The 19,203-nt window shown below is 60.5% G+C and carries 14 protein-coding genes and 1 tRNA gene; 8 read left to right on the top strand and 7 right to left on the bottom strand.

Going from position 1 to position 19,203, the window contains the following annotated elements; genetic code table 11:
- Nucleotides 1-330: 330 nt before the first annotated feature.
- Nucleotides 331-407: transfer RNA gene (locus AC1RQ9_RS09490), tRNA-Arg, on the bottom strand.
- Nucleotides 408-464: 57 nt separating this feature from the next.
- A complete protein-coding gene (locus AC1RQ9_RS09485; RefSeq protein ID WP_485986648.1) occupies nt 465-1,583 on the bottom strand; it encodes an alpha/beta fold hydrolase in 1,119 nt (372 codons plus the stop codon).
- Between the two features lie 38 nt (nt 1,584-1,621).
- On the opposite strand from AC1RQ9_RS09485, the gene AC1RQ9_RS09480 reads away from it, so the two are divergent.
- The 4 genes from AC1RQ9_RS09480 to AC1RQ9_RS09465 are packed head-to-tail and all read left to right on the top strand — an operon-like array spanning nt 1,622 to nt 6,960.
- The gene (locus tag AC1RQ9_RS09480) at nt 1,622-1,837 is read left to right on the top strand and encodes a zinc-finger domain-containing protein (RefSeq protein ID WP_485986646.1); all 216 of its coding nucleotides are present in this window, start codon (nt 1,622-1,624) and stop codon (nt 1,835-1,837) included.
- A gap of 14 nt (nt 1,838-1,851) precedes the next feature.
- On the top strand, nt 1,852-4,626 hold the full coding sequence (gene polA / locus AC1RQ9_RS09475) for a DNA polymerase I (protein WP_485986645.1): 2,775 nt from the start codon (nt 1,852-1,854) through the stop codon (nt 4,624-4,626).
- Nucleotides 4,626-5,255 (top strand): SCO family protein, encoded by a 630-nt coding sequence (locus AC1RQ9_RS09470; RefSeq protein WP_193732983.1) that lies wholly within the window; start codon nt 4,626-4,628, stop codon nt 5,253-5,255. Before polA ends, AC1RQ9_RS09470 begins: the two co-directional genes overlap by 1 nt.
- A 16-nt stretch (nt 5,256-5,271) precedes the next feature.
- On the top strand, nt 5,272-6,960 hold the full coding sequence (locus AC1RQ9_RS09465) for an ABC transporter substrate-binding protein (RefSeq protein WP_485986644.1): 1,689 nt from the start codon (nt 5,272-5,274) through the stop codon (nt 6,958-6,960).
- A 198-nt stretch (nt 6,961-7,158) separates the two neighbouring features.
- Here AC1RQ9_RS09465 and AC1RQ9_RS09460 read toward each other — a convergent pair whose 3' ends face one another.
- Nucleotides 7,159-7,608, bottom strand: coding sequence for a DUF2501 domain-containing protein (locus AC1RQ9_RS09460; RefSeq protein WP_010511043.1), 450 nt, complete (start codon nt 7,606-7,608; stop codon nt 7,159-7,161).
- A gap of 388 nt (nt 7,609-7,996) precedes the next feature.
- Between AC1RQ9_RS09460 and AC1RQ9_RS09455 the strand changes: the two genes are divergently transcribed.
- On the top strand, nt 7,997-9,775 hold the full coding sequence (locus tag AC1RQ9_RS09455) for an ABC transporter ATP-binding protein/permease (RefSeq protein WP_485986681.1): 1,779 nt from the start codon (nt 7,997-7,999) through the stop codon (nt 9,773-9,775).
- On the opposite strand, the gene AC1RQ9_RS09450 is transcribed toward AC1RQ9_RS09455, so the two are convergent.
- The 3 genes from AC1RQ9_RS09450 to AC1RQ9_RS09440 form a co-directional block, all read right to left on the bottom strand.
- Nucleotides 9,750-10,649, bottom strand: a complete 900-nt coding sequence (locus AC1RQ9_RS09450) for a metal ABC transporter solute-binding protein, Zn/Mn family (RefSeq protein ID WP_193732980.1) — start codon at nt 10,647-10,649, stop codon at nt 9,750-9,752. The two genes, AC1RQ9_RS09455 and AC1RQ9_RS09450, sit on opposite strands and share 26 nt — an antisense overlap.
- Before the next feature lie 105 nt (nt 10,650-10,754).
- Nucleotides 10,755-11,612, bottom strand: coding sequence for a metal ABC transporter permease (locus AC1RQ9_RS09445; protein WP_485986642.1), 858 nt, complete (start codon nt 11,610-11,612; stop codon nt 10,755-10,757).
- Entirely contained in the window at nt 11,609-12,427 is an 819-nt protein-coding gene (locus AC1RQ9_RS09440; RefSeq protein ID WP_193732986.1) for a metal ABC transporter ATP-binding protein, read from the bottom strand. The genes AC1RQ9_RS09445 and AC1RQ9_RS09440 overlap by 4 nt, the downstream gene beginning before the upstream one ends.
- A gap of 226 nt (nt 12,428-12,653) precedes the next feature.
- Between AC1RQ9_RS09440 and AC1RQ9_RS09435 the strand changes: the two genes are divergently transcribed.
- The 3 genes from AC1RQ9_RS09435 (at nt 12,654) to fumC (ending at nt 17,855) form a co-directional block, all read left to right on the top strand.
- Nucleotides 12,654-13,283, top strand: a complete 630-nt coding sequence (locus AC1RQ9_RS09435) for a LysE family translocator (protein WP_485986641.1) — start codon at nt 12,654-12,656, stop codon at nt 13,281-13,283.
- Between the two features lie 716 nt (nt 13,284-13,999).
- Complete coding sequence (locus AC1RQ9_RS09430) at nt 14,000-16,306, top strand: TonB-dependent receptor (protein WP_227672661.1); 2,307 nt, start codon at nt 14,000-14,002, stop codon at nt 16,304-16,306.
- A gap of 94 nt (nt 16,307-16,400) precedes the next feature.
- The gene (gene fumC / locus AC1RQ9_RS09425) at nt 16,401-17,855 is read left to right on the top strand and encodes a class II fumarate hydratase (protein ID WP_485986640.1); all 1,455 of its coding nucleotides are present in this window, start codon (nt 16,401-16,403) and stop codon (nt 17,853-17,855) included.
- Nucleotides 17,856-17,965: 110 nt separating this feature from the next.
- Here the strand turns inward: fumC and AC1RQ9_RS09420 are convergent, their stop codons facing one another.
- Nucleotides 17,966-19,177: an SMP-30/gluconolactonase/LRE family protein gene (locus AC1RQ9_RS09420; protein WP_485986639.1), complete on the bottom strand. Its 1,212-nt coding sequence runs from the start codon at nt 19,175-19,177 to the stop codon at nt 17,966-17,968.
- Nucleotides 19,178-19,203 lie beyond the last annotated feature (26 nt).

The following is a 19,203-nucleotide window of genomic DNA, read 5'->3' as shown; positions in this document are numbered from 1 at the left end:
GCATATGGCCCGTAACGAAGTGCTCTGGAAGGCGTCTTTGGGCGGCAAGAGCCAGCCGACTGCGGCGACGGGGCTTCATTCGACATACCAAGCCTTTATTGGCTTAATCTATGCCAATATCAAAATATAGTATCGTTGTTTGCGAGATTCAGGTTGTCGCCATCACTGGGCATTGAATGCTGGCCAAGACCGAACGACATGCGCGCGCTGTCAGGCAGATGAAACTGGCTGGAGATGCAATGCGGAGATTGGAACAGATTGGCAAACTTCAGGATGAAGTTGGCAAACTCGATTATCAAACCGCAGTTTTCTATCATTTTTCAGGATATATGGCGGACTCGAAAGGATTCGAACCTTCGACCTTCGCCTTCGGAGGGCGACGCTCTATCCAGCTGAGCTACGAGTCCACTTCCGCCTGCATACATCGGGATCAGGCCGAATGCCACCCCTGAAATCAGGAAAATTCATTGCGGCGCGACCCAGTCCATCAACCCCGGCAGGACGGGCAGGGGGGCCGCGCGGCCTTTCTGGTCTGCCATCCATGCTGCCGCCGCCATGTCCCCGCCCGAAGGCAGGAAGCTGTCGGGACTGATGATCCAGCTGGTCATGTCCGCCGTGACCCGGTCAGCGTCACGGCTGCGCAGAAGCAGGTGGTAACCGCCGGGAATGTAATCATGCCGCGTGTCCTGTGGCATGTGCCGCCAGGCTTGTGCCATGGCTGGCGCGGGGATGATCTGGTCATGTCCGCCATAGATCACCAGCACGCGCCCGTGCATGTGCGCATCAGCCTGTGCCGCGCGGTGCATGAGGTCTGTCAGCCCGGACAGCGCCGTCGTGCTGGTGTCCCGCAGGGTCAGCGGGTCATAATACAGACGGGCCAGGGCCAGCATGTCATCGGCCGCCGTGACATGGACGGGCAGTTCACGCCCGCTTAGCCGCCACCGGGGAGCCAGTGCTGCGATCATGTGCGTGGTCGTGCGCGTGCCGGTATCCAGATCCCAGACCGCGGGGGCAAGCAGGATATACCCCGCCACGGGCGGCGTATCGGGCCGGGAGGCCAGCACGATGGCCAGCGCGCCGCCCATGCTTTCCCCCATGACATATACGGGCACGCCGGGATGTTCACGCCCAATCATGGTCAGAAGGCCGGATGCGGTGTGCAGCAGGGCGTCCGTTCCCGCCCATCCGCCACGCTGCGCCGTCTGGCCAAAACCGGGCAGGTCTGGGGCAATGACGGTCATGCCGGCTGCATTCAGCGCGGGGGCGGGGTGTTCCCATGCATCGCGGCTGTCATTGAAGCCATGCAGGGCAAGGATGACGGCCCGTTCCGTCCCCCGTGCGGGCCAGATCCGCAGCTGCACCGCAGCCACGCCTGCAATCGTGACCGTACGGTCCGGTGGTACCAGGCGGGCCAGATCCGGGTGACGGGCCGGGGGCGCCGGGGGTGGGGCTTCATGCGTGGTACAGGCCGCCAGCATCACAAAAATCGCTGGATAAAGCAGGCGTGACAGGCGAATGTTTGAAAGCACGGCAATCCTGCGTATCATCATGGACAAGCGCATGGGCCGCCTGTGGGCGGACATGCAAACCAAAGCCGGACAACAACCCGAGGCCCGTCAAAATGCAAGCCCTGTCCCACGATCCCGTTCCGCACCCCCGTCTGGGTACGATTGAAACCATCGTTGTCGATTCGCGTACCCTGTCCTGTGACGGGGGGCTTGGCGCGCTGGGACATCCGCGGGTTTTCCTGCGTATCGGCCATCACCAGACATTCTGTCCTTACTGTTCGCGGCTGTTCGTGCTCAGCCCCGATGCCCCGGCGGGCGTCGGTCACTGATCGCATCCTGATACATGTCCAGCGACAAGCAGGTTCACCTGATCCTGGTGGATGGTTCGGGCTTCATTTTCCGCGCCTTCCACGCACTGCCCCCCATGACCAGCCCCGATGGCACGCCCGTCAATGCGGTGTATGGTTTTTCAAACATGCTGTCGCGCCTGCTGCGCGAACATGCAGGTACCCATCTGGCGGTCATATTCGATGCGGGACGTCATACCTTCCGCAATGACCTGTATGATGAATACAAGGCCCACCGTCCCGAACCGCCGGAGGACCTGCGCCCGCAGTTCAGCCTTGTGCGCGATGCGACAGCCGCCTTCGGCGTGCCGGCGCTGGAGGAAGCAGGCTGGGAAGCCGATGACCTGATCGCGGCCTATGCCCGCAAGGCGACCGATGCGGGTGGGCAGTGCACCATCTATTCATCTGACAAGGACCTGATGCAGCTCATCCGCCCCGGCGTGATGATGATGGACCCGATCAAGAACAGGCCGATCGGGGTGAAGGAGGTCGAGGCAAAATTCGGGGTTGCGCCCGACAGGGTAGCCCAGGTGCAGGCCCTGATTGGCGACCCGGTGGACAACGTGCCCGGTGTGCCGGGCATCGGTCCCAAGACCGCATCGGCGCTGATGGCGGAATACGGGTCGCTGGACGCCATACTGGCTGGTGCCGAAAGCATGAAGGCGTCCAAGCGGCGTGACAACCTGCTGGCCCATGCCGACATGGCGCGCCTGTCGCTGCAACTGGTGACATTGCGTGAAGACGCGCCATGTCCCGAACCCCTGTCCGACCTTGCCTGCTGCGATGTGGACATGGAACGTCTGGGCGCATGGCTGTCGACCATGGGTTTTTCGTCGCTGCTGCAGCGGATGGGGTTCAAGGCGAAGCCGCGCCCGCGCATTTCCGCCCATGTCACGCCAGAGGGACTCAGCCAGCCCGTAGGGGACGTGCCTCCCATCCCGGCCGAACCCTATGGCGGTTACGTAACGGTGACTGACCCCGCAATGCTGCGGGAATGGGTGGAACAGGCCCGTAGCAGCGGGGTCTGCGCGGTGGATACGGAAACCGATGGCCTTGATCCGTTGACCGCCCCGCTGGTCGGCATCTCGCTCGCCCCGCAATGTGGCCGTGCGTGCTATATCCCGCTCAGGCATCAGGTTGACCTGATGGACAGCCTTGGCACCCCACAGATGCCGGTGAAAACCGCGCTGGAAATCCTTGAACCGCTCTTTGCCGATCCGTCGGTGCTCAAGGTCTTCCAGAACGCCAAATTCGACCTGCTGGTGCTGACCCAGGCGGGCAGCGTCCAGCCCGCGCCGATTGATGACACCATGCTGATTTCCTATGCCCAGTCGGCGGGAAAGCATGGGCAGGGCATGGATGAACTCTCCCGCCTGACCCTTGACCATACACCCATTCCCTATGACGAGGTCACGGGCACGGGCCGCAATCGCGTGGTGTTCTCCAAGGTCGATATCGCGCGTGCCACGCCCTATGCGGCGGAGGATGCGGACGTGACCCTGCGGCTGTGGCAGGTGCTCCGGCCGCAATTGCGCACCAACCATGCGCTGGCGCTGTATGAGGAAATGGAACGCCCACTGGTGCCGATCCTGGCGGATATGGAACGTGCGGGCATTGCGGTCGATGCCAATGACCTGCGTGCCATGTCCACCGAATTCGCGCAGCGCATGGGCGTGATCGAGGCCGAGATCCACAAGCTGGCCGGGCGTGATTTCAATGTCGGCTCCCCCAAGCAGCTCGGCGAAATCCTGTTTGATGAAATGGGCCTGCCCGGCGGCAAGCGGACCAAGGCGGGGGCATGGGGCACGGATTCATCAGTGCTGCAGGACCTGGCGGATCAGGGGCATGACCTGCCCGCACGGATTCTGGCATGGCGGCAGCTGGCCAAGCTGAAAAGCACCTATGCCGATGCGCTGCTCAACCAGATCAATCCGGCAACCGGGCGGGTGCATACATCCTTCCAGATGGCGGTGACGACAACGGGCCGCCTGTCATCGAATGATCCCAACCTGCAGAACATTCCCATCCGCACGGAGGAAGGCGGGCGTATCCGCCGGGCCTTTGTCGCAGCCCCCGGGCATGTCCTGGTCTCGGCTGATTATTCCCAGATTGAGTTGCGGCTGCTGGCGGATGTGGCGGATATTCCTGCCCTGCGCGAAGCGTTCGCGCTGGGGCAGGACATCCATGCCCGCACGGCGTCCGAAGTGTTCAACATTCCGCTCGAAGGCATGGACCCGCTGACCCGCAGGCGCGCCAAGGCCATCAATTTCGGCATCATCTACGGCATCAGCGCTTTCGGGCTGGGCCGCCAGCTTGGCATTCCGCCCGGTGAGGCGCGGGGTTATATCGACGCCTATTTCGCCCGTTATCCCGGCATCCGCGATTACATGGAACGGGTGAAGGCCGAAGCGCGGGCGAAGGGATACGTCACCACGCCATTCGGCCGCCGCTGCTGGGTGCCGGGCATTGGTGACAAGAGTGCCGTGCGCCGCAATTATGCCGAACGCCAGGCCATCAACGCCCCGTTGCAGGGCGGAGCCGCCGACATCATCAAACGCGCCATGGTGCGAATTCCTGCCGCCCTTTCGGATGCAGGGCTTGACGGACGCATGCTCCTTCAGGTCCATGACGAACTTGTGTTCGAGGTGCGCAAGGATGATGCCGATCGTCTGGCAGCCCTCGTCAGGCAGGTCATGGAATCCGCAGCCACCCTTTCGGTGCCGCTGGTCGTGGAAACCGGGACCGGAACGAATTGGGCGGATGCACACTGATGATGCGAAATGAACGGGACCGGTTCTTTGTTATTGTAGGGCTGGTCATACTCGCGGTTTCCTCGATCGCCGGATATTTCGGCTACCGTTATTCCAGCAACGCCCCCGTGCCGCTGACCACTTATGGCAACCCCGTTGGCGGCTCTTTCCGCCTGATCAACGGGGCGGACGGGTCTGTGATGGATACCGATTTCCGCGGGCGGTGGATGATGATCTATTTTGGTGACACCCATTGCCCCGATACGGTCTGTGGCGCGACCATGAAGGCGATGGCCGACGGGGTGGAGGCACTGGGCCGTGACCGCGCGCATCTGGTGGTGCCCATTTTCATTTCCCTTGATCCCATGCGCGATACGACGGAGGTGCTGCGTACCTATGCCCTGCGTTTCGGCACGCATGTCACGGTCATGACCGGATCGCCCAAGATGCTGCAGGCGGTGGCAAAGGAATACCATGCCCCTTACGTCCGCCATGACGGGGAAAACGGTGAATACAGCATGGAACCCGCCACCCAGATCGTGATCATGTCGCCCACCGGGCGGTATGCAGGCAGCCTGCCGTCCACCGCCACGGCGGCGGATGTCACCGCGCGCATGACGGAACTCATGAACGCGCCGGGCAAGCATTGAGAAAACGGGACCGCGCATGAAGGCACCATGGCAGGCATTCGGCGCGGTCCTTCTCCTCCTGCTGGGAGGGATGGTACAGGGTCTGCCCGCCCGTGCGGCCGATGGTACGCAGGGCAGCCCCCATCGTGGGGGCACATTACGGCTGACGGCGGTCAGCGCAGCCGGGACACTGGATCCGCAGATCAATTACAGCAGCCAGTACATGCAGCTTATGGGTGTCATGTATGATGGCCTGCTGACCTATCCCAAGCTGGAAGGTCCGGCCGGGGCACAGGTGGTTCCCGATCTGGCGCAGTCCATGCCCGAACGGCTTGATGACGGGCGCACATGGGTGTTCACCCTGCGCGACGGTATCCGTTTTTCCGACGGGACACCCCTGACCGTGGATGATGTGGCGGCGTCGCTGCAACGGCTGTTTCGCGTCGGTTCCCCTACGGCGGGGTCGTTTTACGGCGGAATCGTGGGGGCGGATGCATGCCTGCGCGATCCCGCCCACTGCACGCTGGCCGGTGGGGTGGAAACGGACGCGGCCACCCGGCGCATCACCATTCACCTGACAGCGCCGGATTCTGAATTTCCGCAAAAGATCGCCTTCGGGCATGCCGTGATCCTGCCTGCCAGCACGCCTGCCCATGATCTGGGCGAGGTCGCGGCACCGGTGACAGGTCCATATCGCATTGTGTCCTCCATCCCTGACCGGGGCATGCGGCTGGAACGCAATCCCTATTTTCATGAATGGAGCGAGGCCGCCCAGCCCGACGGGTATGTCGATGCCATACAGTATGATTATGGCCTGTCGGAAGAAGATGCCGTTACCGCAGTCGAACGGGGACAGTATGACTGGATGGCCGGCCTGAAACCACTGGACCGGCTGGGGGAGATTGGCGGGCGCTATACAGCGCAAGTCCATGTCTATCCGCTGTACGGTCTTATGTACATGCCCATGAACGTCAATATCCCGCCCTTTGACGATATCCGGGCACGGCAGGCGGTCAATTACGCGCTGGACCGGCGCGCCATGACCATCCTGTATGGCGGGTCGGGCATTGCCGCCCCGCTATGCCGCATGGTGCCCCCCGGCCTTCTGCCCGGTGACGGGCAGTGCGCATGGACCGAAGGCGCGGATCCCGACCATCCGGCCCCGCGCTGGGCGCGCCCCGACATGGCGCGCGCACGACAGCTTGTGCGCGAAAGCGGGACAGCGGGGCAGGATGTGACCCTGATCGTTCCGGCGACCGTCATGGATACCAGCATGGGTACCTACCTGCGCGACATGCTGCAGGATATTGGCTATCACGCGCATCTGCATCCGCTTTCACCGGCCATGGAACTGGCTTATGTCCAGAACAGCGCCAATCATGTCCAGATCAGCCTTATGGGATGGTATGCGGATTACGTGTCCCCATCCAATTTCGTGGACACGCTGTTTGACTGTGACAATTTTCATCCCGGTTCCGACAGTTCAATCAACATGTCGGGGCTGTGTGATTCCGGGGTCCAGACGCTGGTGGCGCGTATCCGGCACGAACATGATCAGCAGGTGATACAGGGCCTGTGGCAGCAGGTGGATGACCGCATCACCCGGCTTGCCGCCGCGGCCCCCATGATCAGCATAAGCTATGTGGATCTGGTCTCGCCCCGGTTGGGGAACTATTTTTCCACGCGCTTGTACCACATGACGTTTTCGCGTGTGTGGGTAAAGTAAGAGAGTATTAAAATAAATAATTGATGGGAAATAAAAGCTTTTTGGTATAGACTTATTTTGAAAAAACGATTTTTACTTAATATTCATCAAAAACTTCTTTTGATTTCAAGCTGAGCTTTCAAACAGCTTACAGGCAGGCAGGCATTAAAAAACCCCGCCGGAAGACCGGCGGGGCATGATACGGGAAACGGACCCGGATCAGAGCATGGACTTCGCGCGGGCTTCAACCTTCGCGCAGGCCTGCTTGCGGATGTCGGCCGATGCATCTTCCAGCGAGATCGGTGCCTTGCCGCCGACCTTCAGCAGGCCGGTCGAACCGTCGGCATAGGACATGTTGCCCTTCTGGTTGGACGGAACGTCGTTCGTCTTCTTGTTGAACGCCGCCAGCACGGGCCACGCTTCGGACGCGGTCAGGTAATTGGACTGGATGCAGTAATTCATGATGCCGCCCAGATCAGCGGGCTTTGCCGAGGCCACGGCCGAGTACACCGTTTCAGCGGACAGGGAGCCGGGCTTGATCGCCTCGACCTGGTTGGCGACGCCTGCGCCGGTGGGCGGCGAGATTTCAGCGGCATGGGCCGCAAGCGGCGCGACTGCCATGATTGTGGCGAATGCACCGGCAGACAGGACGCGACTGAACGACACCATATTGATTTTCCTTACCTTGTTTAGCAGACAGGGGTGGGAACCCGACCCCGCCATTTGTAAATCTGTGTGTCAAACATAACATGATGTGGCAATTCGGTACCCGTGTGGCTGATATGTCTGGCATTCGGCTTTTCGATATATAGCACCCTTGTCCATTCAGGCCTGCGTCCCATAAACCCCTGTTGTCTGACGGTATTTCACCCTGTTGCATATCGTGGGCGGGGTGTGGGCGTGGGGGACACCCTTCGTCAAGAAGTCGTGAGGAAGCTTAACGCAGCGCTTCCCGTGCATGGAAACCGTCATATGGACGCAATGGACATTGAGTCCGCCCCGACTTCGTGGGAATGCTGGACCATACGTGGCCCTAACCCCTGTGCACGGGATCAACATGCAGCATTTGCGCCTTCTTCTGAAAGATGTCTGGTATCTCACCCGTCCCTATTTCGCGTCCGAGGACAGGAAATGGGCATGGGGCCTGCTGGCGGCGGTACTGGTCCTGACCTTTTCCATGGTGGGGCTGGACCTGCTGCAGTCCTTTTCGCGCAATGTGTATTACACGGCGCTGCAGCAGCGTGATGCCAAGACCTTCCTGCGCGGCCTGTTCTGGTATGTGCATAACCAGGAAGGCTTTGTGCTGGGCTTTTTCATCATCACCATCCCCGCGGTGCTGTGCAGTATCTATGCCACCTACCTGCAGCAGATGCTGGGCCTGCGCTGGCGGCGGTGGCTGACACAGCGCATGACGCGGCAGTGGATGGAAAACCAGACCTATTTCCGTATCGCCATCACCACATCCGGGCTGGAAACCGGCGCCGACAACCCCGACCAGCGCATACAGGAAGACCTGAACAGCTTTGTCACCGATACGCTGACGCAGTTCATCAACCTGCTGTCCAATATCGTGACGCTGTTCAGTTATGTCGGCCTGCTGTGGGCGCTGTCCGGCCCGCTGGAGGTGTTGGGTATTTCCATACCCGGTTATTTCTTCTGGGCCGCGCTGATCTATTCCGTTCTGGCGACGTGGCTTACGCACCTTGCGGGACACAAGCTGGCGGGGCTGCAGTTTTTCCAGCAACGCGCCGAAGCCGATTTCCGCTACAGCCTTGTCCATGTCCGCAACAATGCCGAAGGGATCGCCCTGTACCGGGGCGAGGCGGAGGAACAGGCCGGGCTCAACCGCTCCTTTTCACATGTGTACGGCAATTTCCTTGTCATCATGCGCCGGACCAAGTGGCTGGGGCTGCTGACGACAGGGCTGGAGGTCGTGTCGGGCAATTTTGCGCTGCTGATCGGTTCGATCCGGTATTTCGCGGGCAAGATGACGTTTGGCACGCTCATGCAGCTGGTCATGGCGTTTTCGCGTGTGCAGGGGGCGCTGGGCTGGCTGTCCACGTCCTATGCGTCGCTGACGACATGGCATGCGGAGGTCGCGCGTCTGGCGACCTTCCAGCGGGTGATGGATCGTGCGCAGGCCATGCGTGACGAGGTCACGGTCGTGCCCGCCCCCGCCACCGCGAACCTGCAGGTCAGCGGTCTGGATGTGTTCCGTCCCGATGGCACGGCCCTGCTGCGCAATGTCGGCTTCACGCTGGAACATGGTCAGATGACGGTGGTGACGGCCCCGTCGGGCACCGGCAAGTCCACGCTGTTCCGCGTGCTGGCGGGGATCTGGCCGTTCGCCACCGGCACCATTACACAGCCGGAGGTGGCGATGATGTTCGTCCCGCAGCGGCCCTATGTGCCCACCGGCACGCTGCATCGGGCGGTGACCTATCCCGCCGGGGTCGATGCCTATCCGGAAGCGGATGTGATCGCGGCCCTGCAGCAGGTCGGGCTAGGCCAGCTTGCGCCGCGCATCGAAAGCGAGGAAGCGTGGGGGCAGATCCTTTCGCCGGGTGAACTCCAGCGTCTGGCCTTTGCGCGTATCATACTGGCGCGGCCGGGATGGGTGTTCCTTGACGAATCAACCTCCAACCTTGACGCGGCATCGGAAGCGGCGCTGTACGCGCTGCTGCGTCAGGCCTGTCCGGACATGACGGTTGTCTCCATCACGCACCGGGAGTCGGTGGTGGCGATGCATGTCAACCGTGTCGACCTGTCCCCCTTTGCCGTCGCCGCCCCCGAAGGCAGCGCGAAAAGCATCAACGCGTCGCCTGCATCGCCGTGACCATGAGGTCGGTGTTGTGGCGCATCATGGTGATGTAGTCCGGTGCGGGACCACCGGGCGGGGACAGGGCTTCGGCATACAGTTCCCCGCCGGGCCGGCTGCCGGTTGCCCGCGCCACCTGCTGGACCATGCGCGGATCGGCGGCGTTTTCCATGAAATAGGTGGTGACGCCCGTCTGGCGGATCTGCCGGATCAGGGCGGCGATATCCCCGGCCGAGGCTTCCGTCTCGGTCGAAAGGCCCTGTGGCGCCATGAAGGTCAGGCCATAGGTCCGGCCGAAATAGCCAAAGGCGTCATGACTGGTCAGGATACGCCGGCGGTCGGCCGGTATGGTGGCGATGCGGTCGCGGATGTCGCGGTCCAGTGCGCGAAGCTGCGTGACGTAAGCTGCGGCCGAGGTGCGGAAGCTGTCGGCATCCGCCGGGTCGATGGCGATCAGCGCATCACGGATGTTGTTGGTCCAGATGATGACATTGGGCACGCTGTTCCAGACATGCGGGTCCGTTTCCGCCTGCTGCAGGCCCGGCGGGGTATAGATGCTGATCCCGTTGGACACGATGACGGGCGTGCCATGGTAACCCGCCGCATGGGCCAGTCGGCTGAACCAGCTTTCCAGTCCCTCGCCACTCATGAACACGATATCGGCCTGCCGTAGCTGGCGGGCATCATCGGGGGAGGGTTCGAATTCATGCGGGTCGCCATCGGGGGGCACCAGTGACGTGACATGCACATGCGTGCCCCCCACATGCGCCACCACATCGGCCAGCACGGTAAAACTTGCGACTGCCTGGACCGTATGGGGCACGGGCGCGGCAAAGGCGGACATGATGGACAGGGTCCCGCAAAGACCCAGCAGGCAGGACAGGCGGCGCATTGCGCGAACTCCGTTAAAAAAGGCTGCTGACAAAAATTGGAAGTTTTTTTGGGTGTGACCTTTTTTCAAAAAGCTTCACCAAAAACTTTTAATTTTCAGGATGTTTCATGAACATGTGCGCCCTGCACGAAGTCCCGTCGGCGACATGACAAGGGAAAGGATATAAAGCACGCTGCATGTCAGGATGATCGATGGTCCCGCCGCCAGCCGGTAGTGATAGGATACCAGCAGTCCGATCAGCCCCGCCGCCATGCCCGTTGCGGAAGACAGCACCATCATGGGCAGCAGTCGGCGCGTCCATAGCCGCGCGGTCGCGGCGGGGACCATCATCATGCCCACCGACATGAGGGTGCCAAGGGCTTCGAACCCCGCCACAAGATTGATGACCACAAGGAACAGGAACACCATGTGGTAAATGCCGCCGCGCCCGCCGGTCATGCGCATGAAGCCGGGATCGACACATTCCATGACCAGTGGCCGCCAGATGATGGACAGCATGATGATGCTGAGTGTCGTGATGCCGCCCATCAGGCACAGCGCCGATGCGTCAATGCCCAGAATGGTGCCAAACAGCACATGCAGCAGGTCGATATTCGACCCCCGCGCGGAAACGATCAGCACACCCAGCGCCAGCGATGTCAGGTAGAAACTGGCAAAGCTGGCATCTTCGGCAAGCTGGGTCCGTCTGCTGACCAGACCGGCCAGCCCCGCCACGCCCAGTCCCGCCACGATTCCGCCAATTCCCATGGCTGTCAGCGACAGGCCGCCCGCCAGCAGGAATCCGATGGCGGCCCCGGGCAGGATCGCATGGCTCATCGCATCGCCAATCAGGCTCATGCGGCGCAGTTGCAGCATTACGCCAACCGGCCCCGCCCCCATGCCAAGCGTCATGGACGCCACCAGCGCACGGCGCATGAAACCGAAGGATGCAAACGGATCCCATAATACGGACAGGATGCTCATGATGGCATGTCCGTCCATCTGTCCCGTGTCCCGCCATAGGCGTGCTGCAGGGTCACAGGGGTCAGGATGTCGGGGGTCCGGCCCCATGTCGCCTGTCCGCCATGCAGCAGCACGACATCGGGAAAACAGGTACGGATCTGGTGGATGTCATGCAGTACGGCAATGATGGTGCGACCCTGCGCATGCCATTCGCATACCAGTTCCAGCAGGTCCTGTGTCGTGGGTGCATCCAGTGCGGTAAAGGGTTCGTCCAGTACGATGACCCGTGCATCGGTCATCAGCAGCCGGGCGAACAGCAGGCGCTGGAACTGACCGGCCGACAGGGCCGCGATCATGCGCTGTGCCTGCCCGCCCAGGTTGACGCGCTGCAATGCACTGGCCGCGCGCAGGCGCACCGCCCGGTCCGCCCCGCCAAAAAGGCCCGTCTGCTGCCATGCGCCACCCAGCACCATGTCGGCTACGCTTATGGGAAAGCCCCGATCAATGATCCGGGCCTGCGGCAGATAGCCGAAATCACGTGGACCAAGGCCTCCGCGCGTGACTGTGCCATGCGCCAGGGGCACTTCACCAAGAATGGCGCGCAGCAGGGTGGACTTGCCCGTGCCGTTGGCGCCTGCAATGGCGGTCATGCTGCCGGGGCGGAAACTGCCGGTCACGTGCTGCCACACTGTCTGTCCACCCATTATGGTCCCCGCATCTTCCAGCCGGATCGTGCCGGTGGTCGTCCCGGTGGTCATGGTATGGAGATGGCCCACGCGATCAGCCCCCACAATACGGCGCACGGCACGGTCATGCAGACCAGCCGCTGCCACCATGCACGCGCCATCCATGTGATGGGTAACGGGGCAGGGGAACACGGGGTGGGATGCGGCATGGCTGTCCGTTTGTCTTGGTCCGTGGACGGGGGGGAGACAGGAAAGGAAAGCGGCATGAGGACCCAAAGTGTTATAATATAACATATTCTTATATCATCGCCTTGCCTACCGTCAAGGGAAGGCGGCATGGTGTCGGCCCCCATCATGAACAGGCAGGGCAAAACGGGTGACGTTTCATACATGGCTGCTGTTTGCCGCCACAGCCTTTGTCTTATCCGCCATGCCGGGGCCGAACATGATGCATGTCATGTCAACCTGCATCCGGTATGGATTGCTGCGTAGCGTGGGCGTCATGATGGGCTGCATGCTGGCGATTGTACTGGTGGTCATCGCATCGCTTGCGGGCATGGCGGGTGTACTGGCGGCGTCACCACGCCTGTTTATGGTGCTGCGGGTGGTCGGGGCGGCATATCTGGTGTTTCTGGGCGTCCGGGTATGGCGTGTGCGTGATGCGGCAGACAGTAACGGGGCGGATATGACCTTGGTGCCGGCCGTGACCATGCGGGCGCTGTTTCGCGACGGGTTCCTGACCGGGATCAGCAATCCCAAGCTGTTGCTGTTTGCTGCGGCTTTCCTGCCGCAGTTTATCAATCCGGTTGCGCCACGCATGCCGCAATATGTCACGCTGGTGCTGACATTCGCGGTGGTGGAGGCATTGTGGTACCTGGTCTATGCCAGCGGAGGGCGTGTTATGTCCGCATGGCTGCGTACGCCGGGGGTGCATCGGGTTTTCTGCCTTGTGACCGGGATCGTGTTTATCGGATTCGGGGTCATGCTCCTCCTGACACAGGTATAGGCAGCGTCCGTTGTCCTGCACATCCGGGCGTAGGGTATGCTGCTGCCTGTGGTTTTTGTTCAGGAAATATTTGAAATAAATTACTGATAAATATGAATAAAAGTTTTGGATGCTGCCTTTTTAAAAAAATTGGCGTTTTTTGAAGCTTTTTGGAAAATGCTTCACCCAAAACTTCTTTATGATATGCGTAATATTATAAACCGTCTCTGTAATGCCATTTCTGAGCCAAGATTGACAGAAGGAGTTCTGTCAATCTTGGTGATGGAATAGGTGTATGTATCAGTTTTCATTGTATCATTTTCTTATGGAAATGTGATGATCCGGGATCCGGGATCCGGGATCCGGGATCCGGGAACTGGCTGGTATCCGTCCTTGACGTCAATTCCATATAATTAATAAATAAAAACAGTCCATTATAAATAAATAAATTTACAAAAACAAAAATATTATGTATTTACTTTTTGTTTCATTTGTAAATTCACGCAACAGTTCCATGCTGTAAAGTGCGTAATGAAAAGGATGCATGTGGCCGGATAGTGGAACGGCCAATCTATATACATTCGTATATAGTTACTGTATCCATAAAGACACAGTCGCTTCTTATGTGATAACTGAACAGTGAATATATTTATACCTATATGGACGCTGCGGCAGGGGGATTATATACGCCTAGATATGTTTAAAATGGCTAACGAAATGGAATACTCATGGCCAGAATGACCGCAGGTATGGCGTGGATGCTTTCGGCCAGTCTGGTTGCACTGCTCATCCCTTCCGCCTACGCACAGGATACGGATCCGGACAGGGGCAAGAAGACCCAGTCATCCGTCAAGCGCGCAGGTGCCACGGATAATGCCGTCGCATCCGTCAATGCGGAAGAAATGACGGTTATCGGCCACCACCGGATGGTGGCGGGGGCAGCCGCCAACTATAACAAGAAGACCGCAAATCTTGGTCCGCTGGGCACGCGCCGTACGCTTGATACGCCCATGTCGATCATGACCGTGCCGCATGACGTGATCGTCAACCAGCAGGCGCGTAACATCAACGACCTGATGCAGTACATGCCGTCGGTCCAGCTGGAAACACGTGCTGATCCCGGCACCAGCCGCCCGCAGTCACGCGGGTTCGAGGCGGACGTGATTTCCAACAGCCGCATCGACGGCCTGAACGCGTTTACCGTCACACCCTACGCGGCGGAACAGTTTGACAACGTGCAGGTGCTCAATGGTCTTGCCGGTGCGCTGTATGGCCCCCAGAACCCGGCGGGCACGTTTGAATATGGCCTGAAGCGCCCGACGGATGAACGTATCAACCGCCTGGTGGTTGGTGTGGATTCCATCGGCACGCTTATGGAAAACGTCGATTCATCGGGCCGCCTTGGCAAGAATGGCTGGTTTGGCTACCGCATCAACCTGCTGCATGGTGACGGCACGACCTATGTACCGGACAGCTGGGTGCGGCGTAACATGGTCAGCGCGGATTTCGATATCCATTTCGACCGTGATACCGTGCTTGAACTTGATGCCAGCCATTACACGTATGACGAGCGTGGTATGCCCGCGGGCGTCAACCTCAATAACATGCAGTTGCCCGAAGCCCCTGACCTGAGCAAGCCGCATATGGGGCAGGACTATGCGGGCTACAACTCCGAAAACAATGTTTTCCTCGCCAAGCTCAAGCACCGGATCAATGATAACTGGAGTTTCGTGATCGGGGGGCTGTATCAGGATTCAGGGCGCCAGGTATTTGAATCCGCTGATACGCTGATCAACAACCAGGGCGACTACAAGCAGACCATTTCAGCCGCCACCACGGTCAATGACTTCAAGGTTGGCAGTAACATGGCCTATATCAATGGCCATGTGCATACCGGGTTCATCAAGCATGACCTTGTCATCGGCACCAACGGTTACATGGAAGGGGGCTATAACCCCCTGAGCGGGCAGAGCTATACCGCCGTATCCTCGGCATCGCTGTATAATCCGGCCGTCGCGGCCAATGGCCCGCAGCCTTATTATCATGGCAAGTACGAATCCCAGTACGTGCGGTACCAGTCCATGATCCTGGGGGACACGGTGCATTTCAACCGTCACTGGTCCGCCATGGGTACGCTGGCATGGAGCTGGCTGGATCAGGACAGCACCGGGACGGTGACGGAAGAAGCGGCGACGAAGCAGACGGTGAATGGCTACGTTGTCTCGACCACCCATCTGGCCAAGGGAAAGACCACGAATGCACGGGCCGATGCCGCCTTCAGCCCGATGGCCAGCCTTGTCTACAAACCGGCAGACAACCAGACCGCCTACTTCACCTATGGTCGTTCCCTGCAGGCCGGCACGTCGGTTTCGGCTGGTGCGGTGAACAACAACCAGTACACTTCGCCCGTGCGGAGTGAGGAATTTGAAGTCGGCTACAAGTACATGTTCCGCAACATCCAGTTCAACGTGGCTGGTTTCCGTGCAACCCGCAGCTATGCCTATATCGATCCGACATCGCATGTTTACGGCAACTTCGGCACGCAGCGGAATTATGGCGTGGAATTCCAGGCCATGGGTCACATCACGCCGCGCCTGTCCGTTATCGGTGGCATGACATGGATCGATGCGGAAGTACTGAATACGGGCAACGCCAAGACATCCAACAAGGAAGCCGTGGGTGTCGCGCCGCTGCAGGCCAACGTGCTGCTGGATTATCGCATTCCGTTCTCGCAGGGGTTCGCGCTTAACGGTCTGGCGGTCAATGCCAACGTCCATTACACGGGCCGTCGTGCGGCGGATGTTTACAACTCGACCTATGCCGGGTCTTACGTCACGCTGGACATGGGGGCGCGGTTCCCGTTCCGTGCGGCCAAGCATCCGTGGATGGCTCGTTTCGGTGTGACCAATGTTGCGAACGAACGGTACTGGTCGTCCGTCTATAACGGCACTGCCGCGGGCACGGCTGTCACGGCGGCGGGCACCAGCGCTGCCTATGCCGGCCTGCCACGTGCCTATCACTTCACGCTGGAAGCCGACTTCTAAAACCCCGCGCACCCGCTTGTGATACCGGGCGGGGGCGCGAAAGCCCGGTGGCATTCCCATATTTCCTGCAACCATAAAGGGAAGGAACGCCACCATGACTGAACCTGCCACCCCAGCGTTAAAAGACTGCCCCATCGGGCTGGATGCCACCGGCACACGGCGCGAAAAGGATTCGATGGGGGAAATCGATGTCCCCGCCAACCATTACTGGGGCGCGCAGACGCAGCGCAGCCTTGTGCATTTCTCGATCGGGCGGGACCATATGCCCATTGAGGTATGCCACGCCTACGGTATCGTGAAAAAGGCGGCAGCACAGGTCAATGCGGCTGACGGACGCATGCCGCAATGGAAAGCCGACGCCATAAGCCGTGTTGCGGATGAAGTGATTGCGGGCAGGCTGGATTCCGAATTCCCGCTCTTTGTCTGGCAGACTGGGTCCGGCACCCAGACGAACATGAACGTGAACGAGGTCATCGCCAACCGCGCCATCCAGCTTCTGGGTGGGACCATCGGGTCCAAGAAACCGGTTCACCCCAATGACGATGTCAACATGGGGCAGTCGAGCAACGATTCCTTCCCCACCGCCATGCATGTCGCAACCCTGCTGGAAATCGACAGCCGCCTGCTGCCCCGCGTGCGTGAACTGATCGAAAGCCTGCGCGCGAAGGCCGAGGAATGGATGCAGGTGGTCAAGATCGGCCGCACCCACCTGCAGGACGCCGTACCCCTGACGGTGGGACAGGAATGGTCCGGCTGGGCGCAGCAGCTTGAAGATGCGCTGGAAGCGGTCGAGGCCGCACGTCCCGGCCTGCTGCAGCTTGCGGCGGGTGGTACGGCGGTGGGCACCGGGCTGAATGCCCCGCCGGGTTTCAGCCGCGCCATTGCAAAGCGCATTGCCGCACTGACCGACAGGCCGTTTGTCACCGCACCCAACAAATTCGCGGCCCTTGGGGGGCTGGACGCCATGGTGCGGACGTCGGCCGGTCTGCGTGGGGTGGCGGTCAGCCTGCTCAAGATCGCCAATGACATGCGCCTGCTCGGCTCCGGGCCGCGCTGTGGCCTGGGTGAGTTGCACCTGCCGGAAAACGAACCCGGTTCCTCCATCATGCCTGGCAAGGTCAATCCGACCCAGTGCGAGGCCATGGTCATGATCTGCACACAGGTGCTGGGCAATGACGCCACGGTGGCGTTTGCAGGCAGTCAGGGACAGCTTGACCTGAACGTGATGCGCCCGGTCATTGTGGCCAACGTGCTGCATGCCATCCGCATCCTTGCCGATGGCTGTCATAATTTTCGGGTCTTTTCGGTTGAGGGCACGACCCTGAACCGCAAGCGGATTGATGCTTACGTGGCGGGTTCGGTCATGCTGGTGACGGCGCTTAGTCCCGAGATCGGATACGACCGGGCTTCCGCCATCGCGCATCAGGCCATGGAGCATGATATCAGCCTGCGTGAGGCTGCCCTTGCCTCGGGCTTTGTCGATGGCGCCACTTTCGACCGTCTTGTCCGCCCGTTGGACATGGTGGGGAAGGGCGTAGCCGGGGCCTGATCCCTGAAAACAGATAAAAGTTTCTGGTGAAGCTTTTTTTAGAAGCTTCGTTAAACGCCGCCTTTTTGAAAAAAGACGGTACCCAGAAACTTTTATTTTTTAATAATTTATCAGGATGGCGCCGCTCCCTGCGTATTCACCTGCAGGGTAAACAGCGCGTCCCCCGCGCACATGAACAGCACATCGCGCTTGGGGCCGCCAAATGTCAGGTTCGATACCCCGCGTGGCAGGCGCAGCCGCCCGATCATATGACCGTGGGGATTGTACACCACCACGCCACACAGCCCCAGCGGCCCGTTGGCGCCGCACCACAGGTTGCCAAAAATGTCGGTGCGCATGCCATCGGGGACCATCTGGTGGCCCTCCAGCATCATGTCGGCAAAGGGGCGTAGGTTATGCACGTCGCTACCTGTCACGTCACCTGCATGGATATGCTGGTCGCCGCCATGCCCGTTCTGTCCCGGCCCTGGTCCATCGGAAATGACATAGACGATTTTTCCATCTGGTGAGAACGCAATCCCGTTCGGGTCCGGCAACTGCTGCTGTGTCAGCACGGCGCGGACATCGCCCGTGGCCGGGTCCACGCGGAAGACATGGTCTTCCTGTCGCCTGTGGCCGCCAAACTGGGTCACGACTTCCCCATCCAGCGTCCAGCGTTCCATACCGCCCCGGTTGGCCGGGGCACCCGGGGCATCCGGGTGGCCTTCCACGATCGTGTCGCCATAACCGGGATCAGTGAACCAGACGCTGCCATCAGGGTGGATCGCCACATCATTGGGGGAGTTCAGCGGCGCGCCGCCATAACTGTCGGCCAGTACGTGGCATGATCCGTCATGTTCCCACCGGACCACGCGGCGCATGCCATGTTCACAACTGACCAGGCGGCCTTCGTTGTCAAAGGCATTGCCATTGCTGTTGTAGGAATAGTCGCGAAAGACCGAAACCGCGCCGTTTTCCCACAGGTAGCGGTACTGCTGGGCGCGGATCGTGTCACTCAGCAGCAGGAAGCGTCCCTCGCTGTTCCATGCCGGTCCCTCCAGCCATCCCCCGCCACGCCATGCCAGTTTCAGCCCGGCATTGGCATAGGCCAGGTTACCGAAGCCGGGGTCCAGCACCAGTATGTCGGGGTCCGGCAGGGGGGTAACCGGCGCCTCCGCTCCCCATTGCCGGGGCGGGGTGGAGATGACGCTGGACGGTTGTGGCAGGTTTTCCACGGTTGCCGCGCGGGCGGCAAGGCCGCCGGCCCACAGGCCACCTGTGGCCAGCCCCCCGGCAAGTATGGCGCGCCGGCCGGGATGGAACACAGGGGAGACTGGCGGCATGAAAAACGTCTTTCTGCTGTGGGATC

It is taken from the genome of Komagataeibacter ossonobensis, from assembly GCF_057359305.1.
The sequence above is the reverse complement of the archived record's forward strand: the minus strand, read 5'-3'. Positions and strand labels throughout refer to the sequence as shown.

Excerpts from the sequence above, each read along its gene's own strand:
- AC1RQ9_RS09450 (WP_193732980.1), bottom strand. The coding sequence starts at position 10,649 with ATGCGCCGCCTGTCCTGCCTGCTGGGTCTTTGCGGGACCCTGTCCATC.
- AC1RQ9_RS09480 (WP_485986646.1), top strand. The coding sequence starts at position 1,622 with ATGCAAGCCCTGTCCCACGATCCCGTTCCGCACCCCCGTCTGGGTACG.
- AC1RQ9_RS09465 (WP_485986644.1), top strand. The coding sequence starts at position 5,272 with ATGAAGGCACCATGGCAGGCATTCGGCGCGGTCCTTCTCCTCCTGCTG.
- AC1RQ9_RS09460 (WP_010511043.1), bottom strand. The coding sequence starts at position 7,608 with ATGGTGTCGTTCAGTCGCGTCCTGTCTGCCGGTGCATTCGCCACAATC.
- AC1RQ9_RS09420 (WP_485986639.1), bottom strand. The coding sequence starts at position 19,177 with ATGCCGCCAGTCTCCCCTGTGTTCCATCCCGGCCGGCGCGCCATACTT.
- polA (WP_485986645.1), top strand. The coding sequence starts at position 1,852 with ATGTCCAGCGACAAGCAGGTTCACCTGATCCTGGTGGATGGTTCGGGC.
- AC1RQ9_RS09445 (WP_485986642.1), bottom strand. The coding sequence starts at position 11,612 with ATGAGCATCCTGTCCGTATTATGGGATCCGTTTGCATCCTTCGGTTTC.
- AC1RQ9_RS09485 (WP_485986648.1), bottom strand. The coding sequence starts at position 1,583 with ATGTCCGCCCACAGGCGGCCCATGCGCTTGTCCATGATGATACGCAGG.
- fumC (WP_485986640.1), top strand. The coding sequence starts at position 16,401 with ATGACTGAACCTGCCACCCCAGCGTTAAAAGACTGCCCCATCGGGCTG.
- AC1RQ9_RS09430 (WP_227672661.1), top strand. The coding sequence starts at position 14,000 with ATGACCGCAGGTATGGCGTGGATGCTTTCGGCCAGTCTGGTTGCACTG.
- AC1RQ9_RS09470 (WP_193732983.1), top strand. The coding sequence starts at position 4,626 with ATGATGCGAAATGAACGGGACCGGTTCTTTGTTATTGTAGGGCTGGTC.
- AC1RQ9_RS09440 (WP_193732986.1), bottom strand. The coding sequence starts at position 12,427 with ATGGTGGCAGCGGCTGGTCTGCATGACCGTGCCGTGCGCCGTATTGTG.
- AC1RQ9_RS09455 (WP_485986681.1), top strand. The coding sequence starts at position 7,997 with ATGCAGCATTTGCGCCTTCTTCTGAAAGATGTCTGGTATCTCACCCGT.